The following is a 14,001-nucleotide window of genomic DNA, read 5'->3' as shown; positions in this document are numbered from 1 at the left end:
TAACTAATTCAAATTAATTTAATAAAATGAATACTTTTTTACTTCAACTTCTACCAAGACAAATACACTTAATTATTTTTATACTAGTAGGGTCATTGCTTGGTTATGCAGCTTATAGTATTAAGGTTCTAGGTCTAGAGGCTTGCACGCTATGCATAACTCAGCAGTTTTTTTATTGTTTGATTGGCGTTAGTTCATTTGTAGCTTTTTTGCATAATCCGCATATTCGAGCCAGCAAACTGTATTCTTTTTTTATAGCTCTTTTTGCTATTGCTGGTGTATGGATTTCTGGTCGCCAGGTTTGGTTGCAAGGACTTCCCGAAGATGAGGTTCCACTTTGTGGTCCTCCGCTTGAATACATTATTGATGTGTTTCCATTTGCCGATGTTTTAAATGCGTTATTTATGGGTGATGGTAATTGCGCTGAAATACCATGGCAATTTTTAGGTTTGAGTATGGCAGGCTGGTCCTTAATCTTTTTTATAGTTATTGTCGCTCTTAGCCTTTTTGCTCTATTAAGGACAAATTTTTCAAATTAAATTTCAAAGTTAGTTCACAATTTCCAAAATAATTAATTCTGTGGTAAGATAATATTTCGATAGAAAACAGAAGTATTTGAATATTTGACTGATTTTAAAAAAACAGTAGACAAACTATTTAATTCCGCTGATATTCAAATCAATGGGCCACGCTCGTGGGACCCTAAAATTAATAATGATTTATTTTATGCTCGCGTTTTAAGTGGAGGGTCTTTAGCGCTTGGTGAGAGCTATATGGATGGATGGTGGGATTGTGAATCATTAGATCAATTCGGAGATAAGCTGCTGAGTGCACGAATAGATAAGCAAGTCAAAATAACCAACCCTTATTTTTTAATGAATGTAGTTAGAGCTTACTTATTCAATGCCCAAACAACAAAAAGAGCTTACATAGTTGGAACAGAGCATTATGATATTGGCAATCATTTATTTTCATTAATGCTCGATGAAAGAATGAATTACTCATGTGGCTATTGGAGGAGGGCAGAGAATTTGGAGCAAGCTCAAATCAATAAATTAGATTTAATTTGCAGAAAACTTCACCTTAAGCCTGGGATGAGTGTTCTGGAAATTGGTTGTGGATGGGGTAGTTTTGCAAAATATGCCGCTGAAAATTATGGAGTAAGTGTGCATGGAGTAACTATCTCAAAAGAACAAGTAAGTTATGCAAAAAAATCTTGCGATGGCCTTGATGTATCGTTCGAATTAAAAGATTACCGTGAACTTAAAAAAAAATATGATTGTATAGTGTCAATAGGAATGTTTGAACATGTGGGGTATAAAAACTATAGAAATTACATGAAAGTTGTAAACAGATGCTTAAAGGATGATGGGTTGTTTTTATTACACACTATTGGAAGAAACAACCCAGGGCGTGCAACGGATCCATGGATTAATAAGTATATTTTTCCAAATGGAATGTCTCCCTCTTCCAGTCAAATTTGCAAATCTATCGAAGGTTTTTTTGTTATAGAGGATTGGCATAATTTTGGACAAGATTATGATCCAACATTAATGGCATGGAATGAAAAGTTTCAAAAAAACTTTGATAAATTAACTGAAGTATATGATGAAAGATTTAAGAGGATGTGGGAGTACTATTTGCTAATGTGTGCAGCTTCTTTTCGCTCTAGAAAAAACCACTTATGGCAGTTTGTGCTTTCAAAAAAGGGCTTAAAAGGTGGCTATAATTACAAAAATAATTCTAGATTTAGTGACCAAAAAGACCCTCTATCATAGCAATAGAGTTACAGCCTGCATCAAGTACACTTTGTTGGTTTTCAAAAGTAATTCCCCCTATACCAACAATTGGAATATTAATATTGCTTTTAATATTTTGAATCGTTGAGTGAGAACAATAAGCAGCATTTGGTTTAGTTTTAGATTTAAAAACAGCCCCTAAAGCAATATAATTTGCACCATTCTTTTCAGCTTCTAAAGCAAGTTCAAGATCATTATGGCATGAAACACCAATAATAAATTTCTTGCCAAGCAGATGTCTTGCAGCAGAAATATCCACATCATTTTGTCCCAAGTGAACTCCATCAGCGCCAATTTTCTTACAAAGGTTGACATCATCATTGACTATAAATAAAGTATTATATTGTATGCATAGTTCAAGCAACTGTGTTGCTTCATGTAGCTTACGTTTTTCATCTTGGATTTTACGGCGGTATTGGAGAATATTTACTTTATGTTTTTTAATTGCATTCTCAATAAGGGCAATATTCAGGTCTTTGTCTGGCGTGATTCCGTACAGACCTTTTATTCTTTGATTTAACATATCATGGCTCTTTTTCAAACTAAGAAAATTCAATCATTTATAGTATTCATTATAGTCTTGGCAGCTATCTTATGGGTATTTCAAGATAATTTTCTAAAGCTTTTGGTGTTTCAAAAAGTTTCAGATCAATCAATCTTAAGTGCTGAAGAGCCTGAAGAAACTACTTATCTTGAAAAAATAGATAATTTTATTCTTAAAGAATATTCAAATGAGCAGATTTTATTGCACACGATACAAGCTGATACTTACTTCAGTTATAAAAACTCCCCAGTCCAGATTCTCAACGTTGAAGTTAAAACATTTAATGATAATCAAGAAGAAGGACTCGTACTTAGATCAAACCGTGCTGAAATCCTTAAATCTGGCGAGATGTTTTTTAATGGCGAGGTAAAAATTGAAACTAAGACAGGAGTTTCACATGAGCTTGATACAGAGTCCTTAATTGTTCTCAGTGATAATGGACAAATCAAAAGTAATAAAGAGGTTACATATTTAGGTGAGACAGTAAGAATCATTTCTGAGGGAATGGAAATGAATATTGATAGTGATATGATGTATTTAAGTGGCAATGTTAAAATTTTTGAAGATTCTGGTATGACGGTTGATACAAAAAATCTAAATATTAGTCATAATGCAGGTGAAAAAATATATAAAAGTAAAGAAAAAACAGTTTATCGCTCAAAAGATACTATTGTTAATTCAGAAAATGGAATTGATATGGATATGAATATAAAGCTAATTAATCTGTTAGGAAAAGTAGAGGTTGTGAGTGGATCTGGAGGTGTTCTTAAGAGTTCAAATGTTGTAATTGATCAGTCCAATGATGGTGAGGTCTTAAAATCAAACTCACTTTCTCACTTTAAATCAAATACTGTTGACATAAAGGCAAAAAAAATGCATTATGATGCTGTAACAAAGAAACTTGAATTAATGAATAGGGTTGTGGCTGTTTATGAATAAAATTATTTTATTAATTACCATTTTTTTTACGACGTTTGTTTTTGCGCTCCCAGAAGATGCAAAGCAGCCTATAGAAATTGAAGCTGAGTCTGTCATAGTTGATGAGCTATCAGGTTTTAATGAGTTTAGTGGAAATGCTGAAGTTAGGCAGGGTTCACTCTTGATGACTGCAGAGCTTATCCAGGTTCAAACTGACACAGATGGTGTTGAAACAATGAAAGCAACTGGCACAGTTGATAATCCTGCTAAGTATATTCAAAGTCAAGAAAATCAGGCGCGCTTTATAGAGGCAACTGCAACATTGATTACCTATGATGTGAATGAAGGCATGATTTTTTTGGTTGGGAATGCCTACTTAGTTCAAGGATTTGACTCGTTTAGTGGTGACACATTAACCTATGACATTAATAACGATAAAGTTATTGTTAAAGGCTCAGAGGATGGGACTAAAAGAGTAAAGTTTAAAATCGATCTCTAAAAAACTATAATTTAACTAATTAGAGCTGATGTAATTCTGTTTTTGACTTCATCAAGTGAGCCAACTCCACTTATAGCGATAAACTTTGAGCCTGAAGCAGCAATTTTTGCATCATCACGATAGTATTTAACAAGTGGCTCAGTTTGTTTGTGGTAAATTTTTAAACGTCCTCTAACAATCGTTTCATCATCATCAACGCGCTGAATTAAATCTTCACCAGTTAAGTTATCCTTGCCTTTTAATGTTGGCGGGTTGAAGGCAATATGATATGTTCTTCCTGAAGGTAAATGAACGCGGCGACCAGACATTCTAACTACTATGTCATCGTCTGGAACTTTAACCTCAACAACATAGTCAATCTTAATGCCTTGTAATTTAAGAGCATCAGCTTGATTAATGGTTCTAGGAAATCCATCAAGTAAATAGCCATTACTGCAATCTTTTGATTGAACTCTTTCTTTAACCAAAGCAATAATTATCTCATCTGGGACAAGGTTTCCTGCGTCTATAGTTTTTTTTGCTTCGAGTCCAATAGAAGTTCCTGCATTTACTGCTGCCCGCAGCATATCACCCGTAGAAATCTGCGGGATATTAAATTTTTCACAAATATGAGCTGCTTGAGTACCTTTTCCAGCACCAGGCGGCCCTAATAAAATAACGTTCATATGGACACTTTGTAGTTAAACTTCAAAAGGCGGTAATTTTTTCTTAACTTTTGATTTTTGCATTACGACATAATCGGGTAACCCATTATTATACGGTGGATAGTTCTCACCTTCAATAAGTGGAAGCAAATATTCACGACATGATTTAGTAATTGAAAATCCATCTTCTGAAATATAATTTTCTGGCATCATTTTTTCGACGTTAGCAATGTCTTTTAATTCGCCATAACCTATTTCCCATTTATAGGGGTTATTAGATAACCTGACAATTGAAGGCATAATGGAGTTCTTACCATCTAGTGCCATTTCAACTGCAGCCTTGCCAAGTGCATAAGCTTGCTCCACATCTGAATGCGATGCTAAGTGACGGGCTGATCGCTGGAGATAGTCTGCTACTGCCCAGTGGAATTTATAGCCGAAGGCTTTTTTTACTATATTTGCAACAACTGGCGCTGCGCCGCCTAATTGAGCATGTCCAAAGTCATCACGCGTTCCTTGCTCAGCTAAAAATTTTCCATCAGGCCATTTGGTTCCTTCTGAAACGACAATAGTGCAGTAGCCAAACTCTTTTACATTCGTATCTACTTTTTCTAGGAATTTCTCTTTATTGAAGTCAATTTCTGGAAAAAGAATTACAACGGGTATTGACGAGTCAACAAGCCCACCAGCAGCTGCTATCCACCCAGCATGACGTCCCATAACCTCAAGTACAAAAATCTTTGTTGACGTAGCAGCCATTGATGCGACATCAAAACTGGCCTCCATCGTAGAGACTGCAATATACTTAGCTACCGAGCCAAAACCAGGGCAATTATCAGTAACAGGAAGATCGTTATCAACAGTTTTAGGAATATGAATCGCTTGAATCGGATACCCCATACTTTCCGAGAGCTGAGATACCTTTAGGCAGGTATCTGCCGAGTCGCCCCCACCATTATAAAAAAAATAACCAATGTTATGAGCCTTAAAAACCTCAATTAAGCGTTCATATTCAGCTCTATTTGCTTCAAGAGACTTCATTTTATAGCGACAAGACCCAAATGCACCTGAAGGAGTGTGAGTTAGTGCTGCTATATCGGCATCAGTTTCAACTGACGTATCAATCAAATTCTCAGTTAAGGCTCCAATGATTCCATTCTCACCTGCATATACGGTGCCAATTTTATCTGGGTGTTTACGAGCTGTTTCAATAACGCCACTAGCCGAAGCATTTATTACTGCTGTGACTCCTCCAGATTGAGCATAAAAAGCATTTTTCATAATATTTTATTGTTAGTTTGTAGTTAAAATAAAAAGGAGATAAGTTTAAGGACGCTGCTAATCAGCCCACTTATAAATTTCTCTTCTAACTGAACAGAAGTATATCATTTGAAGTAAATATAGCCTTCAATAATTCTATAGTGCAGTTTAATTATATTAATATTAAGTATTTTTAAAGAAATATAATTTTATAGAGGACAAATTAAGATTTTGTGTCAATTTGTTTCATTAATAATTTGCAAGTTGCTAATAATACTTTCTATGGCATTACTTCAAGAAAATTCTCAATATTTATAAAGCCAGGAACTATTTTTTTATCAATCATACTACTTGGTTTATTTATTGCGATTATATTCTTAATTTTAAATGTTGAAGCTGACTTTAAGACATCTAGCGAGTCATCAAAAAAAATTGTTCTTTCATTGTCAAATTGAATGACAGTTGTCAATTGCTCCCAAAATTGTTGCTCCTGCTTAACAACTCCAAAATCATGTGAAGAGATAATTTTATCAAAGTAGCCTTCCAGCTTTGACATTTGCATTTTTAGTGCAATGCCTTTTCGATGAGCATTAGTTACTAAGTAAATACGTTTTTCTTTCAATCTTGCTGTAATAAGGAAATTTAGAACATGATTATGAACTTGAATTAAGTGAGAAATATCACCTTTTAATTTCATGATGTCAAAATCTAGTTTTTCTTCCCAGTAGTCTAAACAATACCAAGTTAATTTGCCTTCTTGAGAATCAAGCATTGAAATTATTATATTTTTTGAATCCTCAAAGCTAATATTGTGCTTTTCAGAATAAACTTTTGGAAGATATTTAAGCCAAAAATGTAGATCGAAGTTTAAATCTAAGAGCGTCCCATCTAGATCAAGCAAAATGGTATCAATTTGACTCCAATCAATGTGGGAATTTAGTTTATTTTCTTCGCCAGGATGTGCCATCTATACTATCTTCAAGAATAATACCAAGTGTTAAAAGTTCATCACGAATTTGATCAGACATTGCAAAGTTTTTAGAGGCTCTAGCCTCATCCCTCTGATTTATTTTTATGGTAACTTCAGCCTCTGATAGTTCTGAGCCTTGTTGCAGGTAAACCTCAGCATCATATTCAAGGATACCCAAGTAGTTGCCTAATTTTTTTAGTAATTGAGCCAAAGATGCAGCGTGCTCAGAATCCTTTGAGCGCTCAATATTTACTTGCTTAGCAATTTCAAATAATATACTTAATGCAATAGGAGTATTAAAGTCATCATTTAATGCGGCATCAAATCTATCTTCATAATCAAAAGTCTTGCCTACTTGAGCGTCTATTTTTTTACTAGAGGAAAAGCCTTTTGTTGCAGTATAAAGTCTTTTTAATGCAGATTTTGCACTTTCAATATTCGTGTCGCTAAAATTTAGTGGGGAGCGATAATGGCTGCTTATAAGAAAATATCGAAGAGTCTCACCATCATATTTATCTAATACACCACGAATAGTAAAGAAATTTTTAAGCGACTTACTCATTTTTTCATCATTAATATTAACGAATCCAACATGCATCCAAGTGTTGACAAATTTGCAATTATTAGCGCCCTCTGATTGGGCTATTTCATTTTCATGATGGGGAAATGTTAAGTCCATTCCACCACCATGAATATCAAAATGATTTGATATAAAGTGAGTCGACATTGCTGAGCATTCTATATGCCAACCTGGCCTTCCTTCTCCCCATGGAGAAGACCACTTGGGCTCACTTGGTTTTGCTTTTTTCCAGAGAACAAAATCAAGAGGATCTTGTTTATTACTCTCAATATCTACTCGTGCACCAGCTACCAGATCATCTAAATTTTTCCCAGAAAGCTTGCCATAGTCTTTAAATTTTCTAACAGAATAAAAAACATCACCATTTTTGCCTTGGTAGGCAAGTCCTTTCTTTGAAAGTAATTCAATCATATCTATCATTTGATCGATTGAGTCAGTAGCGCGAGGCTCAATATCAGGACTGAGAACTCCTAGCGCTTTTTCATCCTCATGCATAGCATCGATAAATCGATTTGTCAGAGAGTAGATATCCTCATTATTTTCTATTGCTCGACTAATAATTTTGTCATCAATATCAGTAATATTTCTTATGTATTGAACGTTTGGGTAGTTTCGCCTCATATGACGCGTAATGACATCAAACATAACTAATACTCTAGCATGTCCCATATGACAAAAATCATAAACAGTCATTCCACAAACATATATTCCAATATTGTTTGGGTCTATTGGACAAAAGTCTTCTTTTTGATTAGTAAGCGTATTATAAATTTTGAGCATTGAGATATTTTATACTGGATTATCTTAATTAATACTAATACCAGTTATATTTGTTCTAACTATGATTATCAATTAATGACTTAAAAAATGTATAATTATTTTTTAATTTTTTATTAGTTAAGCCTTACCTAGCTATCTTGACAGCTCTTCTAAAATCATTATGAAAAAATATAAATGTAATATGTGCGGCTGGATTTATGATGAAACTAAAGGAATTCCTGATGAAGGGATTAGTCCTGGAACTATATGGGAAGATATACCTAGTGATTGGGTTTGCCCACTTTGTGGCTCTGGTAAGGAAGATTTCGATATGGTGGAAATTTAGATTCAATACAATAGAGCCAGCGTAAAATACATTAATTAAAGTTTTAACTTCTAATCAAATATGTCAAAAATATTAATTTTACCAGGTGATGGTATTGGTACAGAAATTGTAGCCCAAGCTCTTAAGGTGATTAACTCATTAAATGCTAACCATGAAATGGGTATGTCGCTAGTTCATGGTCTTTTGGGTGGAATTGCGTATGATGAGACTGGATCCCCTATGCCTGATGAAACCATCAAGACAGCTAAGAGTTGTGACTCAATACTATTAGGCGCTGTTGGAGGACCAAAATGGGAGTCATTAGAAAGAGATTTAAGGCCAGAGCGAGGACTACTAGGTATTCGATCTGAACTTGAGTTATTTTCTAATTTAAGGCCTGCAATTCTCTATCCACAATTAGCAAGTGCTTCGAGTCTTAAAACTGAAATTGTAGCGGGCTTGGACCTAATGATCGTTCGTGAACTTGTTAGTGGTATTTATTTTGGAGAACCAAGAGGAATTGAAGTAAGAGATGGAGAGCGTTTTGGAATTAACTCAGCAACCTACTATGAATCTGAAATAGCCCGGATTGGTCACTCTGCATTTCAAATTGCTCGAAAAAGAGGAAAGCGTCTTTGCTCTGTAGATAAGGCAAATGTCCTTGAAGTTTCTGAACTCTGGAGAGAAGTCATGGAAGAAGTTTCATCAAGCTATCCAGACGTCACTCTTTCCCATATGTATGTCGATAATGCAGCAATGCAGCTTGTAAGAGATCCCAAGCAATTTGACGTTATGGTTACAAGTAATCTTTTTGGGGATGTTTTGTCTGATTGTGCCGCAATGCTCACGGGGTCAATTGGCATGCTTCCATCTGCTTCTCTTGATAAGAATAATTTTGGAATGTATGAGCCTATCCATGGTTCAGCACCAGATATTGCTGGAAAAGATATTGCCAATCCACTAGCAACTATATTATCTGTTTCAATGATGCTTAGGTACTCACTTAATCAGGTGGAGCTCGCTGATAAAATTAATTTAGCTGTTAGCGAAGTACTGGATAAAGGTTATAGAACCAAGGATATTTCTGCAGCTGGAGATAAAGTTGTTGGAACTGAGGAGATGGGTGATTTAATTGTTATGGCTATAGAGTCTTAGTAGAGCACCTCTTCACTATCAATAGATCGCCATAAAAACCAACAGGCAACGGACCTGTAGGGGCGCCATGTATCTGAAATTTCTATAATTTTATCTATATCAAGTTTTTTGCCGTTATTGTAGAGTTGGTTCATAGCCCTTATAACCCCAACATCTTTCAGTGGAAAAATATCTTTTTCTAGCAAGTGAAACATGCCAAACATTTCTGCAGTCCATGGGCCAATTCCTTTAATAGTGATGAGTTCTTCATAGATACTAAGATAACTTCGTCCTTCCCAATATGCATTATTTTCAATATTGTTAGTAATAAAATGTTCAGAAATGTTATAAATATATTGTATTTTTTGCTTGGACAAGCCGCATAGCTTTAAATTTTCTCTACTTGTTAATAGAACCTTATTGGGCTCAATAGTTTTAACTGATTCAACTATTTTATTCCAAACACTTGACGCTGCTTGAATAGATATTTGTTGACCAACTATTGAGCGAAGTAAGGTTTCATAAGCTTTTCCTCGAGATGAAATAGAGTAGTCTTTGAATTGGCTAATAATATTTCCAAGGGCTTTATCAGTCTTAGTTAAATAGCTAAGTGAATCTTGCCAATAATCTGGGTTTGTCATAAAAAAATAGGGTTATTTATATTAAAAGAATTTTATTTGATAAATATTTACTATATCTGATTATATGTTTAAAACGCAGTATCGTATAATCTGATTTATAACATTAACCAGTAATCAAGGAATCTAATGGGTATAAAAAAAAATGTAGCGTTTATTGGACTTGGAACTATGGGCTATCCTATGGCTGGTCATCTATCTAAGTCAAATCTATTTAATTTAAAAGTATTTAATCGCTCTCCTCAAAAGGCTGCTGCATGGAGTAAGGATTATGAGTGCGAGGTTTCCAGCTCAATTAAAGAGGCAGTAATGGATGCCGACTTTGTTGTTACATGCACTGGAAGAGATGAAGATATGATGGAAATTGTATTTGCTGAACAAGGGATGATTACCCATCTTAAAAAAGGATCAATCTTTATTGACCATACTACAACCTCTTATAAATTAGCCAAGCACTTAAATGAGTCCTTAGCTGCAAAAGGAGTGTCATTTATAGATGCTCCAGTTAGTGGTGGAGAGGCAGGAGCAATTAATGGAGTTCTTAGTGTCATGGCAGGTGGGAGTAAAGGAGTCCTTGATGCGTCAGAAGAGTTGATAAATACCTATTCACAAAATGTTACTTATATGGGCGAATCTGGAAAAGGGCAGCTTGCTAAAATGGTAAACCAGATTTGTATTGCAGGTTTACTGCAAGGCTTGTCTGAAGGCTTATTATTTGCAGAAGCTGAAAATCTTGATATGAATAGTTTGTTATCAGCAATCTCTGGAGGAGCAGCGCAATCTTGGCAAATGGTAAATCGAGCTGAAACAATGCATCAAAGAGAATTTGATTTTGGGTTTGCTATTAAGTGGATGGTAAAAGACTTGGGCTATTGTATTGATCAATCGAGCTCTAATAATTCAAATCTAGAATTTACCAAGGAAGTTTATGATCGATATGTTAACTTAATGGATAAAGGCCATACTTATAGTGATACTTCAGCTTTAATGTTATTTAATGACTTGAATAAATAACATTAAAATTTGATATTACTAAGATTCATGTAGTGCAAAAAAATATGATTACTGCTTCACTTAATGAAAGCTTATTACTTTATTTTTTTGATGAATTATTATTTAGAATAGTGTCCATACCTTCCAACCATGATGATAAAGCTTCTTTTTGATCTAATTGATTAACTAAGCTCTCAGTAATTCCTCCAGGTGTTGCTACTTTAGATATGATTTCACTTAAAGTTTCATCACTCTCTAGTGCAATTTCTATATTTCCTTTAAGGGTTTCTAAAAGAAGGTTTTGAGAAAATTTTGAAGATAAATTATTATTTTCAAACCATTTTGAAAGAGTTTCAAAGAGAACAAAACTTGCTCCTGAGACGGCTCCAATAATTGCAGCAACATTAAATTCTTTTTCTGTTTTGCACTCAAATACGGGACCTAAAAATGATAGAAATTCATGCCATTCAGAGTTTTCTGGAAATAAAAGACTGGGTCCTTTATTAGATGCATTTGCATATCCTGGCATCATTGAAGTGTGAACTGCCTTGCAGTTAGTTGTTCTGCAGATTGCTGCTCTTGTTATTCCTGCAATTGCAGATAAAATACTATTTTCTTTTCGAAAATTTAGATCACCTAAGATTGAGAGTGAATTATTTGATGGCAAACAGATAAATACCATATCACAGCTATCTAGGAGATGCTGATTACTTTCTGCAATTTCTAAATTAAATTTATTTTTTAGTTTTAATCCTCTTTCATGAGATCTTGGTGACAACATAAAATCGAAAGGAGCACTTACCTTGTCTATTCCAGTGATAATAAATTCGGCAAGTTGACCAGCACCAAGTATTCCAATTTTCTTTAGTGCTTTAGGCATTTTTAAGGCATTTCATCAAGCGTTTCAGATATTGCACGAGCAGTAACTTCAATGTCCTTTTCTGTATGGACAATTGAGGATAATGAATGTAATGTAGCTGATGGATTCATATAAATTCCTTTATCAAAAAGTCTCAACGCAAAATTTCGAAATTTTAAACGATCTACACTTCTACAAAAGTCACGATAGTTAGAGATTTCTTTTTGGTCGGTGAAGAAGATTTGAAACATGGAATTCACACCTTGGCAAACCATCTTATGTTTATTATTTTTTTTAGAAATAGATTGGATTTCTTCTCTAAGTTTAATGCCAAGATCTTTAATTTTGACAAAACCTGCCTGATTGTCATCTAACATTGTTGTAAGCATCGTTTTACAAATATGCAATGCTAATCGACCTGCATTATGTGTCCCAAAATGTAGAACCTTTCCCCATTCAAGGCCAGACATTATTTCGTCAGATCCACCAATCGCTGCCATGGGAACCCCAGAGCCTAGTGCTTTTCCATAAGTAACAATATCTGGCTTTAAGCCATAAAGTTCAGCACATCCACCAGCAGCAACCCTGAATCCTGTAACAGTTTCATCTAAATAAAATAAGGCACCATGTTCATTGCAGAGCTCTTCAATTCTATTAAGGTACCCTGGTTTTGGTACTATTACGCCCATATTTGACATAATTCCTTCAGTCACAACACAAGCAGCATCACGGCCATGAAGAGCCATTGCTCTCTCTAGTGCATCAAAATCATTCCATGGAACAATAATGGTATCCATCCAACTTTCTTCTGTCATCCCAGAACTATCTGGAATTCTTATTGGAGAATTAGGATGCCCTAACGAGGTTATTGGCTGAGGGTTGCTATTAATTAATACAGCATCCCACCACCCATGATAGTGACCTTCAAATTTAATAATTTTTCGACGCCCAGTATGACCTCGTGCAAGTCTAATTGCTGCCATAGCTGCTTCTGTTCCTGTGTTAGCAAATCTTACTTTATCAACATGCGGCAGTAAATTTACTAAGATTTCTGCAACTTCAACTTCAACTTCTAAAGCAGTTGCAAAATGACTTCCACGTGCAATTTCTTTTGTAACTGTGGTCACAATTTTTGGATGTGCATGTCCTAATGGAAGAGCTCCAAATGCCATCATCCAGTCTATATATTCTCTACCATCTACGTCGTATAATCTAGATCCCTCGCCATGAGACATATATCTAGGGGTTGTGCCAAATGCTGCAGGCCCTCTAGAAGCTGATGAAACTCCTTCTATCAAAACTTTAGAGCCTCTTGCAAAGAGACTTTCAGATGTATTTTTTTTCATTTATTATGCCCCAAAAGCGAATATATTGTAATTTCAATATGTTTTATAAAAGTCTTATAAGCTATTTTTAATGACTACTAAAGCCCATTAACCCTATGTTAACATTTTCTTTTTTATTACAAGATTAATAATTACTTAAATTTATCTTTGTTATTAAATTGCACTAAACCAATGGCATAATATTGCTATGCGAAAAAAGCCAAAACTAACAAATATTCACACTGTTGCACAAAGCCGTATTTTCAATCTTGAGTCTATGGATGTTGAATTTTCAAATGGAGCGACTCGAATTTATGAAAGGTTAATGTCTAGAGGAAATGGTGCAGTTTTGGTTATTCCAATGCTTGATGATGATACTGTTCTAATGATTTATGAATTTTCTGGTGGAACTGAGCGCTATGAGCTAGGCCTAACAAAAGGCAAGATTGATAAGGGCGAAACTCCTATAGAAGCTGCTGGAAGAGAGTTAAAAGAAGAGATTGGTTATGGTGCTCGTAAGCTTACTTTTCTTAAAACCATTACGCTTGCTCCAGGCTATCAATCAAATGCAACTCATATTGTTCTTGCTGAAGATCTTTATGAGGAGTCGGCTGAAGGAGATGAGCCAGAACCACTAGAGATAGTTCCTCATAAGCTATCTGAACTAGAAACGCTTACCTATAATGAAGATTTAACGGAAGCACGAAGCATACTTGCTTTGTATATGGCAAGAGAGATTATTCGAGGTCGATAA

16 protein-coding genes are annotated in these 14,001 nt (G+C 34.9%); 8 read left to right on the top strand and 8 right to left on the bottom strand.

The window, feature by feature from the left end; translation table 11 throughout:
- Nucleotides 1-26: 26 nt before the first annotated feature.
- On the top strand, nucleotides 27-539 hold the full coding sequence (locus tag ABXT44_RS08270; RefSeq protein WP_416686839.1) for a disulfide bond formation protein B: 513 nt from the start codon (nucleotides 27-29) through the stop codon (nucleotides 537-539).
- An 84-nt stretch (nucleotides 540-623) separates the two neighbouring features.
- Nucleotides 624-1,778: a cyclopropane fatty acyl phospholipid synthase gene (gene cfa / locus ABXT44_RS08265; protein WP_416686838.1), complete on the top strand. Its 1,155-nt coding sequence runs from the start codon at nucleotides 624-626 to the stop codon at nucleotides 1,776-1,778.
- Here cfa and thiE read toward each other — a convergent pair.
- Complete coding sequence (gene thiE / locus ABXT44_RS08260; protein ID WP_416686837.1) at nucleotides 1,750-2,322, bottom strand: thiamine phosphate synthase; 573 nt, start codon at nucleotides 2,320-2,322, stop codon at nucleotides 1,750-1,752. The genes cfa and thiE overlap by 29 nt on opposite strands.
- Nucleotides 2,323-2,325: 3 nt before the next feature.
- Between thiE and lptC the strand changes: the two genes are divergently transcribed.
- Both lptC and lptA read left to right on the top strand, forming a co-directional pair.
- Nucleotides 2,326-3,282 carry an LPS export ABC transporter periplasmic protein LptC gene (gene lptC / locus ABXT44_RS08255; protein WP_416686835.1) on the top strand — a complete coding sequence of 319 codons (957 nt, stop codon included), beginning with the start codon at nucleotides 2,326-2,328 and terminating at the stop codon, nucleotides 3,280-3,282.
- Nucleotides 3,275-3,760: a lipopolysaccharide transport periplasmic protein LptA gene (gene lptA / locus ABXT44_RS08250; protein WP_416686833.1), complete on the top strand. Its 486-nt coding sequence runs from the start codon at nucleotides 3,275-3,277 to the stop codon at nucleotides 3,758-3,760. The genes lptC and lptA overlap by 8 nt, the downstream gene beginning before the upstream one ends.
- Before the next feature lie 11 nt (nucleotides 3,761-3,771).
- Here the strand turns inward: lptA and adk are convergent, their stop codons facing one another.
- The 4 genes from adk to cysS form a co-directional block, all read right to left on the bottom strand.
- Nucleotides 3,772-4,425: an adenylate kinase gene (gene adk, locus ABXT44_RS08245; RefSeq protein ID WP_416677881.1), complete on the bottom strand. Its 654-nt coding sequence runs from the start codon at nucleotides 4,423-4,425 to the stop codon at nucleotides 3,772-3,774.
- A gap of 15 nt (nucleotides 4,426-4,440) precedes the next feature.
- Nucleotides 4,441-5,685 (bottom strand): 6-phosphofructokinase, encoded by a 1,245-nt coding sequence (locus ABXT44_RS08240; RefSeq protein ID WP_416686831.1) that lies wholly within the window; start codon nucleotides 5,683-5,685, stop codon nucleotides 4,441-4,443.
- A 259-nt stretch (nucleotides 5,686-5,944) separates the two neighbouring features.
- Entirely contained in the window at nucleotides 5,945-6,631 is a 687-nt protein-coding gene (gene yrfG, locus ABXT44_RS08235; protein WP_416686829.1) for a GMP/IMP nucleotidase, read from the bottom strand.
- Nucleotides 6,606-7,994: a cysteine--tRNA ligase gene (cysS, locus tag ABXT44_RS08230; protein WP_416686827.1), complete on the bottom strand. Its 1,389-nt coding sequence runs from the start codon at nucleotides 7,992-7,994 to the stop codon at nucleotides 6,606-6,608. The genes yrfG and cysS overlap by 26 nt, the downstream gene beginning before the upstream one ends.
- Before the next feature lie 160 nt (nucleotides 7,995-8,154).
- Between cysS and rd the strand changes: the two genes are divergently transcribed.
- Both rd and leuB read left to right on the top strand, forming a co-directional pair.
- Nucleotides 8,155-8,319 carry a rubredoxin gene (rd, locus tag ABXT44_RS08225; protein WP_416686825.1) on the top strand — a complete coding sequence of 55 codons (165 nt, stop codon included), beginning with the start codon at nucleotides 8,155-8,157 and terminating at the stop codon, nucleotides 8,317-8,319.
- Nucleotides 8,320-8,379: 60 nt separating this feature from the next.
- A complete protein-coding gene (gene leuB, locus ABXT44_RS08220; protein WP_416686823.1) occupies nucleotides 8,380-9,453 on the top strand; it encodes a 3-isopropylmalate dehydrogenase in 1,074 nt (357 codons plus the stop codon).
- Here leuB and ABXT44_RS08215 read toward each other — a convergent pair.
- Nucleotides 9,450-10,073, bottom strand: coding sequence for a DNA-3-methyladenine glycosylase family protein (locus tag ABXT44_RS08215; protein WP_416686821.1), 624 nt, complete (start codon nucleotides 10,071-10,073; stop codon nucleotides 9,450-9,452). The two genes, leuB and ABXT44_RS08215, sit on opposite strands and share 4 nt — an antisense overlap.
- Before the next feature lie 126 nt (nucleotides 10,074-10,199).
- On the opposite strand from ABXT44_RS08215, the gene ABXT44_RS08210 reads away from it, so the two are divergent.
- Nucleotides 10,200-11,084 (top strand): NAD(P)-dependent oxidoreductase, encoded by an 885-nt coding sequence (locus tag ABXT44_RS08210; protein ID WP_416686819.1) that lies wholly within the window; start codon nucleotides 10,200-10,202, stop codon nucleotides 11,082-11,084.
- A 79-nt stretch (nucleotides 11,085-11,163) separates the two neighbouring features.
- Here ABXT44_RS08210 and ABXT44_RS08205 read toward each other — a convergent pair whose 3' ends face one another.
- Both ABXT44_RS08205 and ABXT44_RS08200 read right to left on the bottom strand, forming a co-directional pair.
- Nucleotides 11,164-11,943: a pyrroline-5-carboxylate reductase dimerization domain-containing protein gene (locus ABXT44_RS08205; protein WP_416686817.1), complete on the bottom strand. Its 780-nt coding sequence runs from the start codon at nucleotides 11,941-11,943 to the stop codon at nucleotides 11,164-11,166.
- 2 nt (nucleotides 11,944-11,945) lie between these two features.
- Nucleotides 11,946-13,268 carry an aspartate aminotransferase family protein gene (locus ABXT44_RS08200; RefSeq protein ID WP_416686815.1) on the bottom strand — a complete coding sequence of 441 codons (1,323 nt, stop codon included), beginning with the start codon at nucleotides 13,266-13,268 and terminating at the stop codon, nucleotides 11,946-11,948.
- A 187-nt stretch (nucleotides 13,269-13,455) separates the two neighbouring features.
- Between ABXT44_RS08200 and nudE the strand changes: the two genes are divergently transcribed.
- Nucleotides 13,456-14,001 (top strand): ADP compounds hydrolase NudE, encoded by a 546-nt coding sequence (gene nudE / locus ABXT44_RS08195; protein WP_271558695.1) that lies wholly within the window; start codon nucleotides 13,456-13,458, stop codon nucleotides 13,999-14,001.

Source organism: Candidatus Pseudothioglobus sp. Uisw_041 (genome assembly GCF_048087625.1).
Classification (GTDB): Bacteria; Pseudomonadota; Gammaproteobacteria; order PS1; family Pseudothioglobaceae; genus Pseudothioglobus.
Note: the sequence above shows the minus strand (reverse complement) of the source record. Positions and strands in the feature narration are given on the sequence as shown.

What these genes read in the sequence shown, in the direction of transcription:
- rd (WP_416686825.1), top strand. Translation starts at nt 8,155, where the DNA reads ATGAAAAAATATAAATGTAATATGTGCGGCTGGATTTATGATGAAACT.
- ABXT44_RS08240 (WP_416686831.1), bottom strand. Translation starts at nt 5,685, where the DNA reads ATGAAAAATGCTTTTTATGCTCAATCTGGAGGAGTCACAGCAGTAATA.
- ABXT44_RS08200 (WP_416686815.1), bottom strand. Translation starts at nt 13,268, where the DNA reads ATGAAAAAAAATACATCTGAAAGTCTCTTTGCAAGAGGCTCTAAAGTT.
- ABXT44_RS08205 (WP_416686817.1), bottom strand. Translation starts at nt 11,943, where the DNA reads ATGCCTAAAGCACTAAAGAAAATTGGAATACTTGGTGCTGGTCAACTT.
- lptC (WP_416686835.1), top strand. Translation starts at nt 2,326, where the DNA reads ATGGCTCTTTTTCAAACTAAGAAAATTCAATCATTTATAGTATTCATT.
- ABXT44_RS08210 (WP_416686819.1), top strand. Translation starts at nt 10,200, where the DNA reads ATGGGTATAAAAAAAAATGTAGCGTTTATTGGACTTGGAACTATGGGC.
- cysS (WP_416686827.1), bottom strand. Translation starts at nt 7,994, where the DNA reads ATGCTCAAAATTTATAATACGCTTACTAATCAAAAAGAAGACTTTTGT.
- adk (WP_416677881.1), bottom strand. Translation starts at nt 4,425, where the DNA reads ATGAACGTTATTTTATTAGGGCCGCCTGGTGCTGGAAAAGGTACTCAA.
- thiE (WP_416686837.1), bottom strand. Translation starts at nt 2,322, where the DNA reads ATGTTAAATCAAAGAATAAAAGGTCTGTACGGAATCACGCCAGACAAA.
- yrfG (WP_416686829.1), bottom strand. Translation starts at nt 6,631, where the DNA reads ATGGCACATCCTGGCGAAGAAAATAAACTAAATTCCCACATTGATTGG.
- lptA (WP_416686833.1), top strand. Translation starts at nt 3,275, where the DNA reads ATGAATAAAATTATTTTATTAATTACCATTTTTTTTACGACGTTTGTT.
- leuB (WP_416686823.1), top strand. Translation starts at nt 8,380, where the DNA reads ATGTCAAAAATATTAATTTTACCAGGTGATGGTATTGGTACAGAAATT.
- ABXT44_RS08215 (WP_416686821.1), bottom strand. Translation starts at nt 10,073, where the DNA reads ATGACAAACCCAGATTATTGGCAAGATTCACTTAGCTATTTAACTAAG.
- nudE (WP_271558695.1), top strand. Translation starts at nt 13,456, where the DNA reads ATGCGAAAAAAGCCAAAACTAACAAATATTCACACTGTTGCACAAAGC.
- ABXT44_RS08270 (WP_416686839.1), top strand. Translation starts at nt 27, where the DNA reads ATGAATACTTTTTTACTTCAACTTCTACCAAGACAAATACACTTAATT.